Source organism: Streptomyces ipomoeae 91-03 (assembly GCF_000317595.1).
Taxonomy (GTDB): Bacteria; Actinomycetota; Actinomycetes; order Streptomycetales; family Streptomycetaceae; genus Streptomyces; species Streptomyces ipomoeae.
On record NZ_AEJC01000028.1, the window covers coordinates 1 to 15212 of the forward strand.

At 69.9% G+C, this 15212-nt stretch carries 12 protein-coding genes and 3 pseudogenes; 8 read left to right on the forward strand and 7 right to left on the reverse strand.

Annotated elements, in window-relative coordinates; all coding sequences use genetic code 11:
- Window positions 1-105: 105 nt before the first annotated feature.
- Together STRIP9103_RS53345 and STRIP9103_RS01585 are read right to left on the reverse strand one after the other, a co-directional pair.
- Complete coding sequence (locus STRIP9103_RS53345; protein ID WP_009295025.1) at window positions 106-1521, reverse strand: fibronectin type III domain-containing protein; 1416 nt, start codon at window positions 1519-1521, stop codon at window positions 106-108.
- A 40-nt stretch (window positions 1522-1561) separates the two neighbouring features.
- On the reverse strand, window positions 1562-3595 hold the full coding sequence (locus STRIP9103_RS01585) for a fibronectin type III domain-containing protein (protein ID WP_009295037.1): 2034 nt from the start codon (window positions 3593-3595) through the stop codon (window positions 1562-1564).
- A gap of 209 nt (window positions 3596-3804) precedes the next feature.
- Between STRIP9103_RS01585 and STRIP9103_RS01590 the strand changes: the two genes are divergently transcribed.
- A complete protein-coding gene (locus STRIP9103_RS01590; RefSeq protein ID WP_009295035.1) occupies window positions 3805-4317 on the forward strand; it encodes a hypothetical protein in 513 nt (170 codons plus the stop codon).
- 17 nt (window positions 4318-4334) lie between these two features.
- Here the strand turns inward: STRIP9103_RS01590 and STRIP9103_RS01595 are convergent, their stop codons facing one another.
- Window positions 4335-5054: a formylglycine-generating enzyme family protein gene (locus STRIP9103_RS01595; protein WP_009295013.1), complete on the reverse strand. Its 720-nt coding sequence runs from the start codon at window positions 5052-5054 to the stop codon at window positions 4335-4337.
- Window positions 5055-5298: 244 nt separating this feature from the next.
- Between STRIP9103_RS01595 and STRIP9103_RS01600 the strand changes: the two genes are divergently transcribed.
- From STRIP9103_RS01600 to STRIP9103_RS01610, 3 genes are all read left to right on the forward strand, one after another.
- On the forward strand, window positions 5299-6462 hold the full coding sequence (locus STRIP9103_RS01600; protein WP_009295039.1) for a sugar ABC transporter substrate-binding protein: 1164 nt from the start codon (window positions 5299-5301) through the stop codon (window positions 6460-6462).
- A 124-nt stretch (window positions 6463-6586) separates the two neighbouring features.
- Window positions 6587-8221 carry a hypothetical protein gene (locus tag STRIP9103_RS01605; RefSeq protein ID WP_009295029.1) on the forward strand — a complete coding sequence of 545 codons (1635 nt, stop codon included), beginning with the start codon at window positions 6587-6589 and terminating at the stop codon, window positions 8219-8221.
- Between the two features lie 63 nt (window positions 8222-8284).
- Entirely contained in the window at window positions 8285-8812 is a 528-nt protein-coding gene (locus STRIP9103_RS01610; RefSeq protein WP_009295017.1) for a hypothetical protein, read from the forward strand.
- Window positions 8813-8865: 53 nt separating this feature from the next.
- Here STRIP9103_RS01610 and STRIP9103_RS01615 read toward each other — a convergent pair whose 3' ends face one another.
- Window positions 8866-9594, reverse strand: coding sequence for a transglutaminase domain-containing protein (locus STRIP9103_RS01615; RefSeq protein WP_009295023.1), 729 nt, complete (start codon window positions 9592-9594; stop codon window positions 8866-8868).
- Between the two features lie 160 nt (window positions 9595-9754).
- On the opposite strand from STRIP9103_RS01615, the pseudogene STRIP9103_RS01620 reads away from it, so the two are divergent.
- Window positions 9755-11408: pseudogene (locus tag STRIP9103_RS01620) on the forward strand (IS200/IS605 family accessory protein TnpB-related protein).
- Window positions 11409-11413: 5 nt separating this feature from the next.
- Here the strand turns inward: STRIP9103_RS01620 and STRIP9103_RS45760 are convergent.
- Window positions 11414-11605, reverse strand: a pseudogene (locus STRIP9103_RS45760) (transglutaminase N-terminal domain-containing protein); the annotation flags it as partial.
- Window positions 11539-11958 (reverse strand): annotated as a pseudogene (locus tag STRIP9103_RS52995) (circularly permuted type 2 ATP-grasp protein); the annotation flags it as partial. The pseudogenes STRIP9103_RS52995 and STRIP9103_RS45760, both read right to left, overlap by 67 nt.
- A gap of 405 nt (window positions 11959-12363) precedes the next feature.
- Here STRIP9103_RS52995 and STRIP9103_RS01630 point away from each other — a divergent pair.
- The gene (locus STRIP9103_RS01630; protein ID WP_048819504.1) at window positions 12364-13443 is read left to right on the forward strand and encodes a helix-turn-helix transcriptional regulator; all 1080 of its coding nucleotides are present in this window, start codon (window positions 12364-12366) and stop codon (window positions 13441-13443) included.
- Window positions 13444-13452: 9 nt separating this feature from the next.
- On the opposite strand, the gene STRIP9103_RS01635 is transcribed toward STRIP9103_RS01630, so the two are convergent.
- Window positions 13453-14439 (reverse strand): hypothetical protein, encoded by a 987-nt coding sequence (locus STRIP9103_RS01635; RefSeq protein ID WP_009295027.1) that lies wholly within the window; start codon window positions 14437-14439, stop codon window positions 13453-13455.
- Between the two features lie 112 nt (window positions 14440-14551).
- On the opposite strand from STRIP9103_RS01635, the gene STRIP9103_RS01640 reads away from it, so the two are divergent.
- Both STRIP9103_RS01640 and STRIP9103_RS01645 read left to right on the forward strand, forming a co-directional pair.
- On the forward strand, window positions 14552-14839 hold the full coding sequence (locus tag STRIP9103_RS01640; protein WP_048819505.1) for a hypothetical protein: 288 nt from the start codon (window positions 14552-14554) through the stop codon (window positions 14837-14839).
- Window positions 14836-15171: a Rieske (2Fe-2S) protein gene (locus STRIP9103_RS01645; protein ID WP_009295021.1), complete on the forward strand. Its 336-nt coding sequence runs from the start codon at window positions 14836-14838 to the stop codon at window positions 15169-15171. The genes STRIP9103_RS01640 and STRIP9103_RS01645 overlap by 4 nt, the downstream gene beginning before the upstream one ends.
- The last annotated feature ends 41 nt before the right edge of the window (window positions 15172-15212 follow it).

Sequence of the window (15212 nt, forward strand, 5' to 3'; positions counted from 1 at the left end):
GACGATCAAGACCCCGAGGGCTGGGCGGAAGTTGTACGGAATTCCCGAATCCGGTACCCCTCAACTCCCTTCAGGGGAGGCGAAACTCCCTTCAAGGGAGGCCGACTAGGCGGTCGGCTCGCTCGGGATGTCCAACTCGGTCGCGATCACGACGTTCGGCTCGTGGGTCCACTTGTAGTGGGAGTTCCAGTCGTCGTCGACGGCGTCGATGAAGAAGCAGCGCTCCTCGCCGTCCGGGACGGTCTGGTACTCGTACGAGGTGGTGTCGGCCGACAGCCACTCCACCTCGCCCGCGGAGCACACCTTCTCCTCCTCGTCGCCGATGACCACGCCGCCGTAGACGACGTAACGGGCCAGGTCGGGCGTCGGGTTGGCGTCCCACTTCAGCGCGAAGCCGTACTCGGTCGGGGTGGCGGTCAGCCCCGTGACGGGGGAGGGCGGGGTGTCGTCCCGGCGTCGCCCGCTGACGGAAGCGGAGGGTGCGGACTCGTTGCCCGCCGCGTCGACGGCGGTCACCCGGTAGTGGTAGGTGACGCCCACCTCGGCGGTCGCGTCCCGGTAGGAGAGCTGGTCCGTGGTGCCGACCTGGGCGTAGGGGCCGTCGGCGCTCGCCGCCCGGTAGACCCGGTACGAGGACGCTCCCGTGACCGCCGACCAGCCGACGCGGACCCCGCCCGCCTCGGAGCTGTCGGTGACGTCCACGCCCTGCGGAACGCCCGGCGCGACCCGGTCGACGGTGGTGACGGCCAGGTCGGCGGTGCCCTTCGACTCGTTCCCGGCCTGGTCGATGGCGCGGAGCTCGTAGTGGTACGTCTGGCCGGTGACCGGCAGGGTGGCGTCCGTGTACGACGTTCCCGTGGTCGTCACCAGCGGCGCGGCGAAGGAGGCGCCCTCCGCACGGCGGTACACCCGGTAGCCGCGGAGGTCCATCTCCTTGTTCTTCGCCCAGCTCAGCGCGGCCTTGCCGGTGGTCTTGTCGTAGGCCACCGCGAAGCCCGTCGGCGTCAGTGGGGCAACCGTGTCGACAGTCGCCGACGTGCGGGGCGTGTACGCGAACGAGACGTTGGCGGCGCCGGTCCAGTTGACGAAGTCGATCCGGAGGGTGTGCTTGCCTGAGGGGATGGTGAGGTTGAGCGTCTTCTTCTGGGTGGTGGAGACGTTCTTCCAGAGGCTGATCTTGCGGACGCCGTCGACGTAGACCCGGATGCCGTCCTGCGCGGCGGCGGTGAAGGTGAACGGGCCGCCGGAGCCGAAGTCACGGGTCACCGTCCAGCGGACGCCGAAGTAGTTCTTCGGCAGGCCGGTGGCGGGGGCGCCCGTGCCCCAGTTCTGGTTGATCGCGCTGTCGCAGTCGGTCTTCTTCGGGGTCCCGGAGAAGGTGGTGTTGGCGTAGAACTGCCGCTTGAAGACGGGGGAGGTGCAGGTGACGGCCGCGTTCGCCGTCGTGGCGGTGGCGGTCAGCAGACCGGCGGCGGTGGCGACCGCGACGGCGGCGGCCGTCGCGATTCTGGCGGGAGTCATGGGGTGCTGGGGGATCCTTCTGTGGGACGGGCGGTGGTGGTCAGGTGAGCGTGTGGGCGCCGACGGGCACGGACTCCGTGCCGTCCGCGTACACGGCCGTGACCCGGTAGAAGAGGGTGGTGCCGGCCTTCGCCTTGGCGTCCTGGTAGGAGTTCCTGCTCGCGTCCGCCGTGTCGCCGAGCTTGACGTACGCGGCGGTGGCCGGGTCCCAGCGGTAGACGCGGAAGTGGGTCGCCGGGCCGTTCGGGTCCTGCTCGGCGTCGTACGCCCAGCCCATGTCCAGGATGCCCTCGTCGCCGATGAGGGGGCCGAAGCCGTCGACGTCCAGCGACGCGATCGGCGAGCCGTCCCCCGGGGTGGCCTCGGCGGGGCGCATGTCGAGTTCGGTGGCCCCGACCGTCGGGACGTCGGCGGAGGCGGCGTCGAGGACATTGCCGTCCCCGTCGACGGCGACGACCTTGTAGCGGTAGCTCTCGCCGTCGGGCAGCATCCAGTCGAGGTTCTGCGACCAGACGGTGCCGTACGGGAGGCTGTCGCTGATGTCGGTGTACGTCCACTCGCCGTTCGCGTACACGCCCCGGTAGATCCGGTAGTCGGCGACATCGGCGGCGGCGCTGTCGTCCCAGTCGAGCTTGATCCCGTTCCCCACGGGGGTCGCCGTAAGCCCGGTGACCGGCCCGGGGGCGGTGTAGTCGCCGACGTGGTCGACCGTCAGGGAGGCCGAGACGGGGCCGAGGTTGCCCGCGCCGTCCACGGCACGAACGGTGTACGTGTACGACGTGGAGCGCTGGACGGAGGTGTCCGTGAAGGAGGTCCCGTAGCCGGAGCCGATCGCGGCGCCGTTACGGAAGACCTTGAACGTGGGGTCCGAGCCCCCCGTCTGGTCCCAGGACCAGTTCAGCGTGACGTCGTGCTCGCCGTCCACCGCCTTGAGATCCTGGGCGACGACGGTCGGCGGGGTCCTGTCCCACGTCTCGAACATCGCGGTGCCGGAGGCGGCCGACTCGTTGCCGTGCGTGTCGACGGCGGTGACGGCGTAGTAGTACCAGTCGCCGGTGGCCGGCGGGGTCTCCGAGTAGTACGACTCGTACTGCCCCCGCTCGCTCACCAGCTTCGCCTCGGCGAGCACGACCGGGTACGTGGTCGACCGGTACACGCGGTAGCCGGCCAGGTCGGACGCGGCGACCTGGTCCCAGGACAGTTTGACCTCGGTCGTCAGCCCCATGTCCCAGTTGTCCTCCACGCCGGCGGGCGCGGCGGGGGCGGTCCTGTCGACGGTGGTGACGCCCTGGTCGGCGGTCCCCGTCGACACGTTCCCGGCCTTGTCGTAGGCGCGGACCTCGTAGTAGTAGACGTCCCCGGTCTTGGGCAGCGTGGTGTCCGTGTACGACGTGGAGGTGGTCGTCGCCAGGGGCTTGGTGCCGAACGAGGTGCCCTTGAGCCGCCGGTAGACCCGGTACCCCGCGAGGTCCATCTCCTTGTTCCTCGCCCAGGTGAACTTGGCGGCGCCCGTGGTCTGGTCGTACGTCACCGCCGGGGCGGTCGGCGTGAGCGGCTTGACCTTGTCGACCGTGGCCGAGGTCCGGGGCGTGTACGTGAACTTGACCTTGGCGGAGCCGGTCCAGTTGACGTAGTCGACGCGCAGGGTGTGCCTGCCGGACGGGATGGTGACGTTGACGGTCTTGGAGACGGTTGAGGAAACGTTCTTCCACAGGTCGATCTTGCGGGTGCCGTCGAGGTAGACCCGGACGCCGTCCAGGGCGGAGGCGGTGAACGTGAACGGGCCGCCCGAGCCGAAGTCGCGGGTCACGGTCCAGCGGACGCCGAAGTTGTTGGACGGCAGTCCGGAGGTGGGCGCGCCCGTGCCCCAGTTCTGGTCGATCGCGCTGTCGCAGTCGGTCTTCTTCGGCGTACCGGAGAAGGTGGTGTTCGCGTAGAACTGCCGCTTGAACACGGGGGACGTGCAGGTCGTGGCGGCGGTCGCGGGCGTGGCGGTCGCGGTGAGCAGGCCGCCGGCGGTGGCGAGCACGACGGTGGTGGCTGCCGTCACCGTCGTACGTCTGGCAGAGGTCATGAAGTTCCTCGGAGCGTGGTACCGATCGTCACCGGCGGGGGACACGCCGGTGACGATCAGACGCGTGAGGTGGGCGTTTGGTTGTACGGGCCCGGCTGCGGGTGAGCCGACTCCCGTCCCTCGGAGACCCGGCGAGGCCCGATGAACCATCCGCGCCGAGCCGGTGTCTCATCAGGTGATACGTGTACGCGGCACCTGGGGAGGCATCCATGGCCATGGTCGGACTGTTCTGTATCGCCGAGGACGGGGAGGTGTACGTCGGCGGGGAGCCGGAGGGGTACGCGCGTGGGGTGCGGTTGACGCGGGGCGGGCTGGAGGGGCTCGGTACGGGGCAGGGCGGGCGCTGGAGTTGGGCGGACGTCCGGGCGGTCGTCGTACGGGACGTACGGATCAGGTCCTCCGCGCGACTGCTCGCCAGTACCGCCGTCGACCTCGCGCTCACCGTCGCCATGGGCGGCACGGACGTCCCCGGCGCCTTCGAGGTGCACGTCGAAACCGCCGACGGCACCGTCGAGTTGGACGCGTACGCGGCTCCTGCCCTCGGCGGCTACGTCCAGTCCGAGTACGACCTGTCCATCGACCTGCTGGACCGGTTCGTCGCCGGCACGGCGGATGTGGGCGTACTGGCGGAGTGGGGGCGGACCCACGCCCGGGAGGGGACTCCACGGCGGGAGGAGCGGGAGGCGCTGCTGCGCGAGTGGGCCGGGGACGCCGAGGGCTGAGCCGGGGCGGTCTGCCCTCACCCCACCCCCGACCGGGCCACCCGGAACCCCACGTCGTCCACCCGGAACGTCGGGTGGCTCCGTCTGCGCACGCTCGCCCGGCAGCTCCAGTGCTCGTCGAACCAGCCTCCGCCGCGCAGGACCCGGTAGGTGCCGTAGACCTCGGGGTCGTAGAGGTCCCAGCACCACTCCCAGACGTTGCCCAGCATGTCGTGGAGGCCGAAGGAGTTGGGCTGTCTGCCGCCCACCTCGTGGAGGCGTTCACCGGAGTTGGCGCGGTACCAGGCGATGTCGTCCAGGGGGCCGTGGCGCGGGCCGGTCGTCCCGGCCCGGCAGGCGTGCTCCCACTCGGCCTCGGTGGGGAGCCGGTACCCGTCGGCGGAGGGCGACCACTCCACCGATTCGTCGCCGTCCACGATGTACGCCGGCGTCAGCCCCTCCCGCTCCGACAACCCGTTGCAGAACCGAATCGCGTCCCACCACGAGACGTTCACGACCGGCAACCGGGCGGCCGTCGGCGTCCGCCCCCGTACCTCCTCCGCCTCCGTGCGCACCACCCCCTCCCCGCGCACCACGCCCTCGTACGACTCCCGCGTAACCGGATGCGCCCCCAGCCGGAAGGACGTGACTTCGACCACCCACGTGCGTTCGGTCCGTCGATCGGAGAGGGTGACCGTTCCCGGAGGGACGATGATCATCCCGGCGTCCGCCCTCGTGGGCGTGGTGTCCGCGTCCATCCGGCGAGCCTAGCCACCTCCGCCGCACGCCCCATCGGCTTTTCCGGCGGCAGCCGTCGGCCCGTGTGACGTGAAGGGCGCGCGGCGACATGCGGGGCCCCTTGCTTTACCCTCTTCACACCGAGACCACACAAGGCTGTTGTCATCTCGTTAAGTGATTGCTCCTTGACGCTGAGGTGATCACCGCGTTGGCTTTCAGCCACCTGGGTCGCAGTGCTGCGCCCATGCCCGGAAGGCCTTTGATGTGAACGCCCGTAACACCAGCAACGCCCTCAGTGCTCGTATACACATTCGTGTACCTCGTCGCGCCATTCTGCGTCGCACCGCCACCACGCTCGCCGCGTCCGCCGCGGCGATCTCCCTCGCCTCCTGCGGGGTCGGTGCCGGCGACACCGCCGCGGCGAGCCCCACGAAGGGCGACGACATCACGGTGGGCGTGCTGTTCCCGGACAAGGACACCAAGCGTTACGAGCAGTTCGACTACCCGATCATCAAGGACAAGATCGCCGAGCTGACCGACAACAAGGGCGTCACCAAGTACGCCAACGCCGAGAAGGACCCCGAGACCCAGAACCAACAGCTCGAACAGATGGTGGCCGACAAGGTCGACATCATCATCGTCGACGCCGTGGACTCCAAGAAGATCGCGAGCGCCGTGCAGACGGCGGACGACGCCGGTATCCCCGTCATCGCCTACGACCGGCTGGCCCAGGGCCCGATCGACGGCTATGTCTCCTTCGACAACGAGCTCGTCGGAGAGGTGCAGGGCCGCGCCCTGGTGGAGGAGCTCGGCAACAGCACCGCCAACAAGATCGTCATGATGAACGGGTCCCCCGCCGACCCGAACGCCGCCATGTTCCGGGACGGCGCGCTCTCCGAGCTCCAGGACAAGGTGACGATCTCCGCGACGTACGACACCGAGGACTGGGACCCCAAGACCGCCAAGGTCAATATGGAGAAGGCGGTCGAGAAGCTCGGCGTCGACAACATCGACGGCGTCTACGCCGCCAACGACGGCATCGCCGGTGCCGTCATCGACGTGCTGAAGACCGCCGGTGTCTCCAAGGTGCCGCCGGTCACCGGGCAGGACGCCGACCTGGACGCGGTCCAGCGGATCGTCGCGGGCGACCAGTACATGACCGTGTACAAGTCGTTCCCGCTGGAGGCCGACGCCGCCGCCGAGATGGCCGTCGCCAAGGTCCAGGGCCGCTCCATCGAGTTCGACGCCCTCGCCAAGGACAGGGTCGACTCCCCGACGACCAAGAACATCCCCTCCCAGCTGGTGCCCCCGGTCGCGCTGACCAAGGACAACATCGAGGACACCGTCATCGCCGACAAGATCTACACCGTCAAGCAGATCTGCACGGCCGATTTCAAGGCCGACTGCGCCGCGGCCAAGCTGGACTAGAGGCCGAAAACGATCCCCCTCGTCGCGCAGATCCTGTGGAGGATCGCGAAATCGTCTTACCAAGATCACGGCATGGTCTAGGGTTGCCGCCTGCCATGTCGTGATCACGGGGGACGACTGTCGGATGCAGTTCAACAGGGACATCAGCGGGGATATCGGCCGGGATACGCGGACGTCGGGTGCGCGCACGGCAGCCGCACGACGTACGGGAAGCGCGCGAGTCTCGCCGACCGCCCGGATCTCACCCGGCGCGCGCCTCACGGGAACGGCACTCGTTCTCTCCCTCGCGCTGCTCACCGGTTGCAGCGGAGGCGGCTCGGACGACGGTGACGACAGCGGCAAGGGCGACGGCGGTGCCCAGCGGACCACCGGGCCCGGCGGTGACGCGACCGCCGGTGCCGCCGCGTACGACGGCCCCCGGCTGCCCGGCTTCGCCGCCAAGCCCGCGTGGAGCCTCGCCGCCGACGGAGACAAGGCCCCCGGCGTGCTCGACCTCGGCGGAACCCTGCTGTTCGCCAAGGACGCGAGCGGCGCGTATCTCACCGACTTCGACGACACCGACGCGTTCAAGGACCCCGAGGCCTGGGGCGACAACGGCTACGACGAGCCGGCGCCCCAGGGCCCGAACCGCGTGCTGCACCTCTCCGAGGCACCCCAGCCGCTGACGCTGGAGTTCCGCGACACGAAGACCGGCGAGGTCCGGAAGTCCCTGCGGACGAAGGCCGACCTGCTCGCCCTCACCACCTGGAACGACGGCATCCCGGCGGTCGCCGTCGGCACCTCCGGGACCACAGGCTCCGACGGGCTCACGGCGGAGAGGACCACCTCGACGGCCACCCTCTACGACGGCGACGCCCGCGAACTGGGCCGGACCGCGCTGCCGCACCCCGAGGAGGGCCGGTACTACACGGCCGCCCTCACCGGGGGGTACCGCGTGGAGACCGCCGGGCACACCCTGCGCCTCACCCCCGTCCACGACGGCGCCACCCGCACGGTCAGCTGCACCGAGGCCGAGGCCACCTGCGAGTACGACCCGCGGACCGGGCTGATGAGCGCCGCCCGCGCCACCGCGCCGCCCGTCCTCGGCCGGTACTACGCCGGCTTCGAGAACGCCAGCGTCAGCGGGCCCGACATGGTCCGCATCACCCTCAGCGACCTCGTCACCGGCAAGAAGGTCTGGAGCAGCGCCGACGCGGAGATCCCGCCGGGCGTGACGCTCTACGACGACGGCGAGCCCGACACCGAGCCCATGCCGGAGTCCGAGACGGTCTCGCTCCTCCGCGTCACCGACGGCAAGGTCCTTCTCGCCTGGCAGGCGTCGAAGAGCGCCGAGGACACCTGGATCCACGCCTGGTACGACCTCAGGAGCGGCGCCCTCACCGACTCGTACGAGGCCACGCGGTCCGTCCTCTACGCCCCCTCCGACGACCTCGCCGCCGAGGACGCCGTACCCGGTGACACCTTCACCGGCACGACCGTCTGGCGGCTCCCGGCCGGCAAGCGGCTCTGGGCCCAGGAGGAGGGCTCCGGCGAGACCCCGCTGGACCCGGTCGGCTTCACGGCGGACGGCTCGGTCCTCTACGGCCTGACAACCGCCGAGAACGGCACCGAAACCGGCCTCGCCGTCGACCCCCGCACCCGCGAGGTCCTCGCCAAGGACCTCCCCGCCGACCATGTCCCCACCGTCGACGTCCCCACCGGCTACGGCCACATCACCACCGCCGACGGCTTCTTCGCCTTCGCCCCGACGGCGTCCTGATCCCCACCCCCCGACACCCTCTTCCGCTCGGCGACACCCTCGCCATCCCCAGAAGGACCCTCCTTGCGTACCCGTACGTCCTCCTCCGCCCTCACCGCGTCCGCCTGTGCCCTGCTGCTCGCCCTCACCCTCACCGCCTGCGGTGACGACGAGGTCGAGCTGCCCATGGCCTCGAACACCGAGGGCGTGGCCGGCTACCTCGACAAGAACATCGGCTGCACCGACACCGACTACTGGTCGGGCGCGGAGCTGGCGATGATCAAGTCCGAGATCAGCGACTCCCTCGACGGCGGCGGCGAGTGCGAACTCGGCGACGACAGCGACATCGACTTCCTGCACGTCAGCAACATGACCGAGTTCCAGAAGGATGTGGCGCTCCTCGACGAGAACGCCGACGAACCCCTGATGGTCGGGATGGACTTCGCCCTCGACGTGGACGACGACCACATCCAGACGTTCCTCGACAAGGGCCTGATGCTGCTCGACTGCGACCCGGGCATGCAGACCCCGGAGGGGTACGCCCGGGTCGAGGCCGAGGGAGGGTGCGTACTGACCAACTACGTACGGCCGTCGGACGACAGCGACTACTGACGGCAGCGACTACTGACGACGCGACTACTGACGCCCGCCCGCCACGCGGCGGTTCACGCCACCCGCGTGAACTCGACCGTCACCTCCGGCGGTCCGCCCGGAACACCCCGGTAGATCCCTTTGTGCGGGGTGACGTCGTCGTAGTCGCGGCCTCGCCCCACGACCACATGGGACTCATCCACCCGGACGCGGTTCGTGGGGTCGTAGCCCGTCCAGTCGCCCGCCCAGTAGTCGACCCAGGCGTGGCTCTGGCCGGCGACGGGGCGGTGGAGCTCGGCCTCGCGTTCGGGGTGGAGGTAGCCGGAGATGTAGCGGGCGGGGAGGCCGAGGCCGCGGAGCAGGCCCAGCACCAGGTGGGCGATGTCCTGGCAGACACCGGCCCCCTGCTCCCAGGCCTCGGCGGTGCTCGTGTTCACGCCGGTGGCGCCCGGTACGTACGACACATGGTCGGCGACCATCGACGACACCGCGACCGCCGTCTCGTGGACGTCGAGCCCCTTGCTCAACTCCCTTGCGCGCTCGACCAGTTCGTCGGGGACCGTCGTACGGCCGGTCGGCGTCAGATACTCCAGCAGCCGGGAGTCGACGGTCGCCTCGCGGATCTCCGCCCAGGCCGGGGCGGGGGGCGGCGGCTCCGGCGGGGCCGTCTCCACCAGGCTGGACGCGGTGATCGTCAGATCGGAGTGGGGCTCGATCAGGTCGAAGCCGGTGACCTGGGTGCCCCAGTAGTCCCAGTACGACCAGGTGGGCGTGGAGGGGGGACAGGTGGCGCTTGACTGCACACGAGCGTGTTCTGGTGTGCATGAGTGAGTCTCCGGCCAGTGGAAGGAGCACTCACGAGGCTGGGGAACGGAGGTTCTTGCGTCGAATGGGTGACCTTCTCCGGTGGTGGTCGTTGGGCGTGGTGACGGATTTGTGCGGCACCGGGGTGGGGGTGACGGGGTGGGCGGGCTGCGGGAAGTGGCGGCGCCGTTCGTTGCGCCCGGTCCCACGGGGGTCGCGGTCCGTACCCGGCTCAAGGGCCTGACCGCCGCGGACGAGAAGGTGCTGCGGCTGGTCGGTGACCATCTGGGGTCGCTGGCCTCCCGGGATCTGAAAGCGCGGTGCGCGGCCGGGCCGGGGCACGACAGTGAGCAGTGGGCGCGGCGCAAGCGTGCCCTCACGACCGGGTCGTCCTCGCGGTGGGCGGGGTCGATCACGAAGGCCACCCACGATCAGTGGGCCCTGGCCCGGCGCGGCCAGCTCGCCCACATCCACAGCCTGGAAGCCGGGGTCAGGACCATCGCGCACCGGCTCTCCCTCCCTGTCGGGGCGAAGGGCGGCAAGAAGGCTCCGGGCGGCTACGACAGCAGGCAGGAGTGGTTCGCCAAGTCCCGCCGTCTGCAGGTGCTCGACGAGCGGCTTCAGGCGGCGCGGGCCGATTGGGATGCCGGGGTGGTGCGTGTAGTGCGGGGCGGGAAGGGGCTGCTGAACACCCGTCACCACCTGGATGCCGCTCGGCTCACCGAGGAGCAGTGGCGGCAGCGGTGGCAGGCCGGGCGCCGCTTCCTGCAGGCGGACGGGGAGTCCGGCAAGCGGTTCGGCAACGAGACCGTCCGCGTCACTCCCGGCGGTGAGGTGTCGCTCAGGCTGCCCGCGCCGCTGGCGCATCTGGCGAACGCCCCGCACGGCCGCTACGTGCTGACCGCCCGTGTGGGGTTCGCGCACCGGGGTGAGCAGTGGGCCGACCGCGTCACCGCGAACCGGGCCGTCGCGTACCGCATCCACGAAGACACCGGCCGGGGCCGCTGGTACCTGACCGCCTCCTGGACCATCCCCCCGGCCCCGGCGGTGCCGCTGGAGGCGGCCCGCGCGCAGGGCCTGGTCAGGGTGGACACCAACGCCGATCACCTGGCCGCCTGGCGCCTCGATGCCCACGGCAACCCCCTCGGCGCACCACGCCGCTTCGACTACGACCTGTCCGGCAATGCCCAGCACCGGGACGCCCAGGTACGCCACGCCCTGATCCGTCTGCTGTACTGGGCCAAGCGTCACGGCTTGGCGATCGCGGTCGAGGATCTCGACTTCGCCGCGGAGAAGACCCGCGAGAAGCACGGCCGCCGGAAGCGGTTCCGCAAGCTGATCTCCGGGATGCCCATCTCCAGGCTGCGGTCCCGCCTGGCGAGCATGGCGGCCGAACTCGGCATCCCGGTCATCGCCGTCGACCCCGCCTACACCAGCCGCTGGGGTGCCCAGCACTGGCAAAAACCCCTGACAAGCAAGACCCGCAAGACCACACGCCACGACGCGGCAGCGGTAGCGATCGGAAGACGCGCCCTGGGGCACCCGGTCCGGCGACGGACGGCACCGCCCCCTGCTCACCGGAGCGATGAGCAGGGGCATCGGACCGTCCAGGCCGAACCGGCCACCCCGGGGCGTGAGGCTGTGCCCATCAGCGGCCTCCGGCCGCGGGCCGCCCCGCATTCCCGGACCACGGACACGATCCGTGCGCGCCGGACGCGGAGCGAAAGCGGTCGACCAGAACGCCCAACACCGTTCGGGGCGTTCGGCTGAGCACGGACCCTGGCAACAGGACTCACTCCCGCTCAGTCTCTAGGAACGGTTCACCAACACCCGGGCGTCCAGGGTGGTCTGGCCCGGCAGCGTCAGCGGGGTCATGCGGACCTCGTTGTGCGAGGAGGCCGCCGGCTGGGCGTACGAGACCCGGGTGATGTGCCGGATGCGCAGCCGCCGGGTGGCTCCACACCATGCGCCGCCCGGTGGAAATGGGGGGAGTTGAGGAGCAGCCGCCAGGGGACGACCCCGTCCTCGAAGGCCCGGCAGGGGCCGTAGGCATCGGCGAGATACGCCTCCAACGCCCGTACGCGCTGCGCGACCCCACGCTGAATCAGGTCCCACTCCAGCGCGTCCAGGATTCTCGGCACCAGGTCCAGCGGCCATGGTCTTTCCTCACCGGCGAAGGCGTAGGTCACGCCCCGGTCCGTGAACGCACGGGCCATCTGGTCCGCCCTGAACCTCAGTTCGGCCGGTTCGATGGGCTGCAACGCGGCCAGTACCGGCTCATAGGCGGTCCTGACCTCACCCGGCCGCTCGAACATCTCGTCCCACGCGTCGGCCAACGCGTACGCGTCAAATATGTCCGCCATGGCCCGACGTTAAGTGCGGGTTGTAACAAGGTGATCACTATCTCGTTTCCGGGAGTTGACGGGAGCGATCGTGACCTGGGGAAACGGAAGGTTTGAAGTACGGCTCGGCGGGGGAAGCGGAAGCAGCCCGGGGCGCCGTGGCAGCTACCCGGGTCGCCCCGGCGGGCCCGTGACGGCATCCCCGTGATCGGCGTTCACCGGGTCCCTCACCCTCCACCGACCCTCCATCCGACCCACACGCACTGCTTCTTCAGCTTGTTGCAGAGCGGATTACCTGAGGGGTGAACAGAACGGGGCGTATAGGTGCTTGTCGGGGCATGAAGGGGGTGGAGTCGTGTTGCGGAGCGGGTGCGGGCCGCGCATAGTTGCGCTGCGAAGGGGCTGGAACCGGGGGTGAATTGGGTGATGGCCGGGCACGCGACGGACGAGCACCCGCATGGTGCCGACCGGCTCTGCGAGGCCGGGGACCGCGTGTACTCCAGGGCCGTACGGCGTGGCCGCGTGCCGCGCGAGGACGCCGAGGCCGTGCCCTGCCTGGTCGAGCTGGCCCTGCTGCACCCGGACCCCGACGACATGGGCTGGCTGGTGCCGACCTCCCCGCAGGAGGTCATGACCCGGCTGCTGCGCAGCGTCCACGCGGAGGTCAGCGCCAGCCAGGCCCGGATGGGGGCGGCGGTCGACGCCGTCGAGTGGTACGCGGGGCTCGGCGGTGCGCCGGAGCGGCGGTCGGCGGAGAGCACGGCGATCCGGGTACTGGACGGGCTGTCGCGCATCCGGGCGGCGATCGACGAGGCCACCGAGCGGTGCACCACGGAGGTGATGACCGTTCAGCCGGGCGGCATCCGGCGCGAGGACGAACTGCGCGAGGGGCTGCACCGAGCCCTGGACATGTGCCGCCGGGGCGTGCGCATGCGCGACCTCTACACGCATGTGGCCCGCCACGGGCAGGGCCTGTACAGCTACATGGAGATGATGGGGGACGCGGCGGAGGCCCGCACCCTGGACGAGGTCGTGGAACGCCTGATGGTCTTCGACCGCACCGTGGCCTTCATCCCCGCCAACGCCGACCGCACCATGGCCCTGGAGATCCGCCACCCGGCGCTGGTGCAGTACCTGGTCACCGTCTTCGAACGCCTCTGGCGCCTGGGCATCCCCCTGACCGCCCCCCTCCCCTCGACCGGCATCGCCGGCATCACCCACCGCGAACGCTCCATCGCGGCCCTGCTGGCGGAGGGCCACCAGGACGCCGTGGTCGCCGAACGCCTCGGCATAAGCGTCCGCACCTGCCGCGCCCACATCGCCCGCCTGTCGGAGACGCTGGGCGCGGCGAGCCGCACGCAACTGGGCGTCCGCATCGCCGAGGTGGGGCTCAACGGGCCGCCACGCGACGGAACGGCGGGGTCCTTGGTCCCGCTGCCCGCCCCCTCCAGCGGCCCCGCGGGCGCCGAGCAACTGTCGGCACCCGAATCCTCGGCGGGCCGCTGAGGCCCCCCTTCAGTGATCCTGCTCCAGGATCCCCGACTGGGCGATGAGGTAGCCGAGTTGCGCCCTGCTGCCGCTGCCGAGGGCCGTGGCGAGCTTGGCGATGTGGGCGCGGCAAGTACGGACGTTCATGCCGAGACGGCGGGCTATGGCCTCGTCGACGTGGCCCTCGATGAGGAGCTTGGCTATCGAGCGTTGTATGCCGGTGATGCCGTCCGAAGAAACGTCGTACGGGACTTCCTCGGTCAGCGGAACGGCGCGTTGCCAGAGCTGTTCAAAGACCTTCCTCAGATATGCCACGAGGCCCGGGTGACGTAGCTCCAAGGCCACTCGCCGGTCGTCGCTGGCGGGTATGAAGGCCACGGTCCGGTCGAAGATGATCAGCCGTTCGATGAGTTCCTCCAGGGTGCGTACCTGGACTTTGCCGCTGGACATCATGTCCACATATGCGAGCGTTCCCTGACTGTGGCGGGCGGTGTGCTGGTACAGCGTACGGATGCTGACCCCGCGGTCGGTGAGGGGCCGGTCGCGCTCCAGTGCCTGCATGAGCGCGTCCGCGGGGCGCCCCCCTCCGGGCTGGATGGTCAACATCTCCGTGTGGCACTCGGCTGTGGCGGAGTTGAGCGCCGCGTTGATCCGGTCGAAGCCCTCTAGGACGGTGATCGCGTGGATGCTCGCCTGGCTCTGTGTGCTGATCGCGATGAATGGATCGAAGGCGTCGGCCAGTTCGACGCTCTGACGTCTTCGGTCCTGTATCTCGCGTTCCAGGGGGTGCAGCCGTTGCGCGAGGGCGACCGCCGGGGGAACCGGGCGGAGCCAGTTCGCGTCGTCGGGGTCCGGGTGCAGGAGGGCGAACTCCAAGAGGCACGGGGCGGCCCGCTCGGCTTCGGCTCGGTTGACGCGTCCGGACCGCAATGCGTGGGCATAGAGCTGGGCTCCCGCGTCACACAACTCAGTGACAGCATGGGGATGTGTCGGTTGTGAGTTGTTTGTGGGCAAATCTCCACCCCCCAGGGTCCTGAACGTGCAGGAACATGATGCATCGCCCCTGTGGCATTGACGTGCCCGAATGAGCCATCGTTTGGTGACGCGGGGGAGAGGAATCCATCAAGTGAGGACGAAGCCGACGATGCGCGTGAGAATGCTTGGCTCAGTGCTTGCCGCGATCTTCTCCACTGCTGTGGCCTTCGGCGTCCTGGGAGGCTTCGGTCTGGTCGGGGATGACACCGATACGTCGATCCCGCCGGACAGTGGCTGGACCAGCGTTGAGGCCGACAGTGGCTGGACCAGCGTTGAGGCCGACAGTGGCTGGACCAGTGCTCCTGCGGACAGCGGCTGGACCAACGTTCTGGCTGACAGTGGTTGGACCAACAGTGCGTCGAAGGATGCGGACGTATGACCACGCCCCCCGACGACCGTTCCTTCCGCCGGGAAATGGCCACCGCCTACCGATCCGGCTGGCACTTCATCGACCTGGCCACCGCCATCCCCCACAGCGGTGACTCGTTGATGGTGACCGTGTTCGGTGAGCCGGTGGTGGTGACCCGGGACGAGGACGAGGACATCCGGGCGTACCGATGTCTGCGGCGACCGCGCGGCGCGCCGCAGCCCGTGCGGTGTGCCGTGCGGTACGGAATGATCTTCGTCAATCTCGATCGGCGCGACCACCAGCTCACCGAAAAGGAGACCCCGGCCTCCAAGGCCGTCTCAGCCACCCCCCGCAGTGCCTGAAGCGATTCCCCCGTCGTTTCAATCGCTCAGGCGCTTCCCCC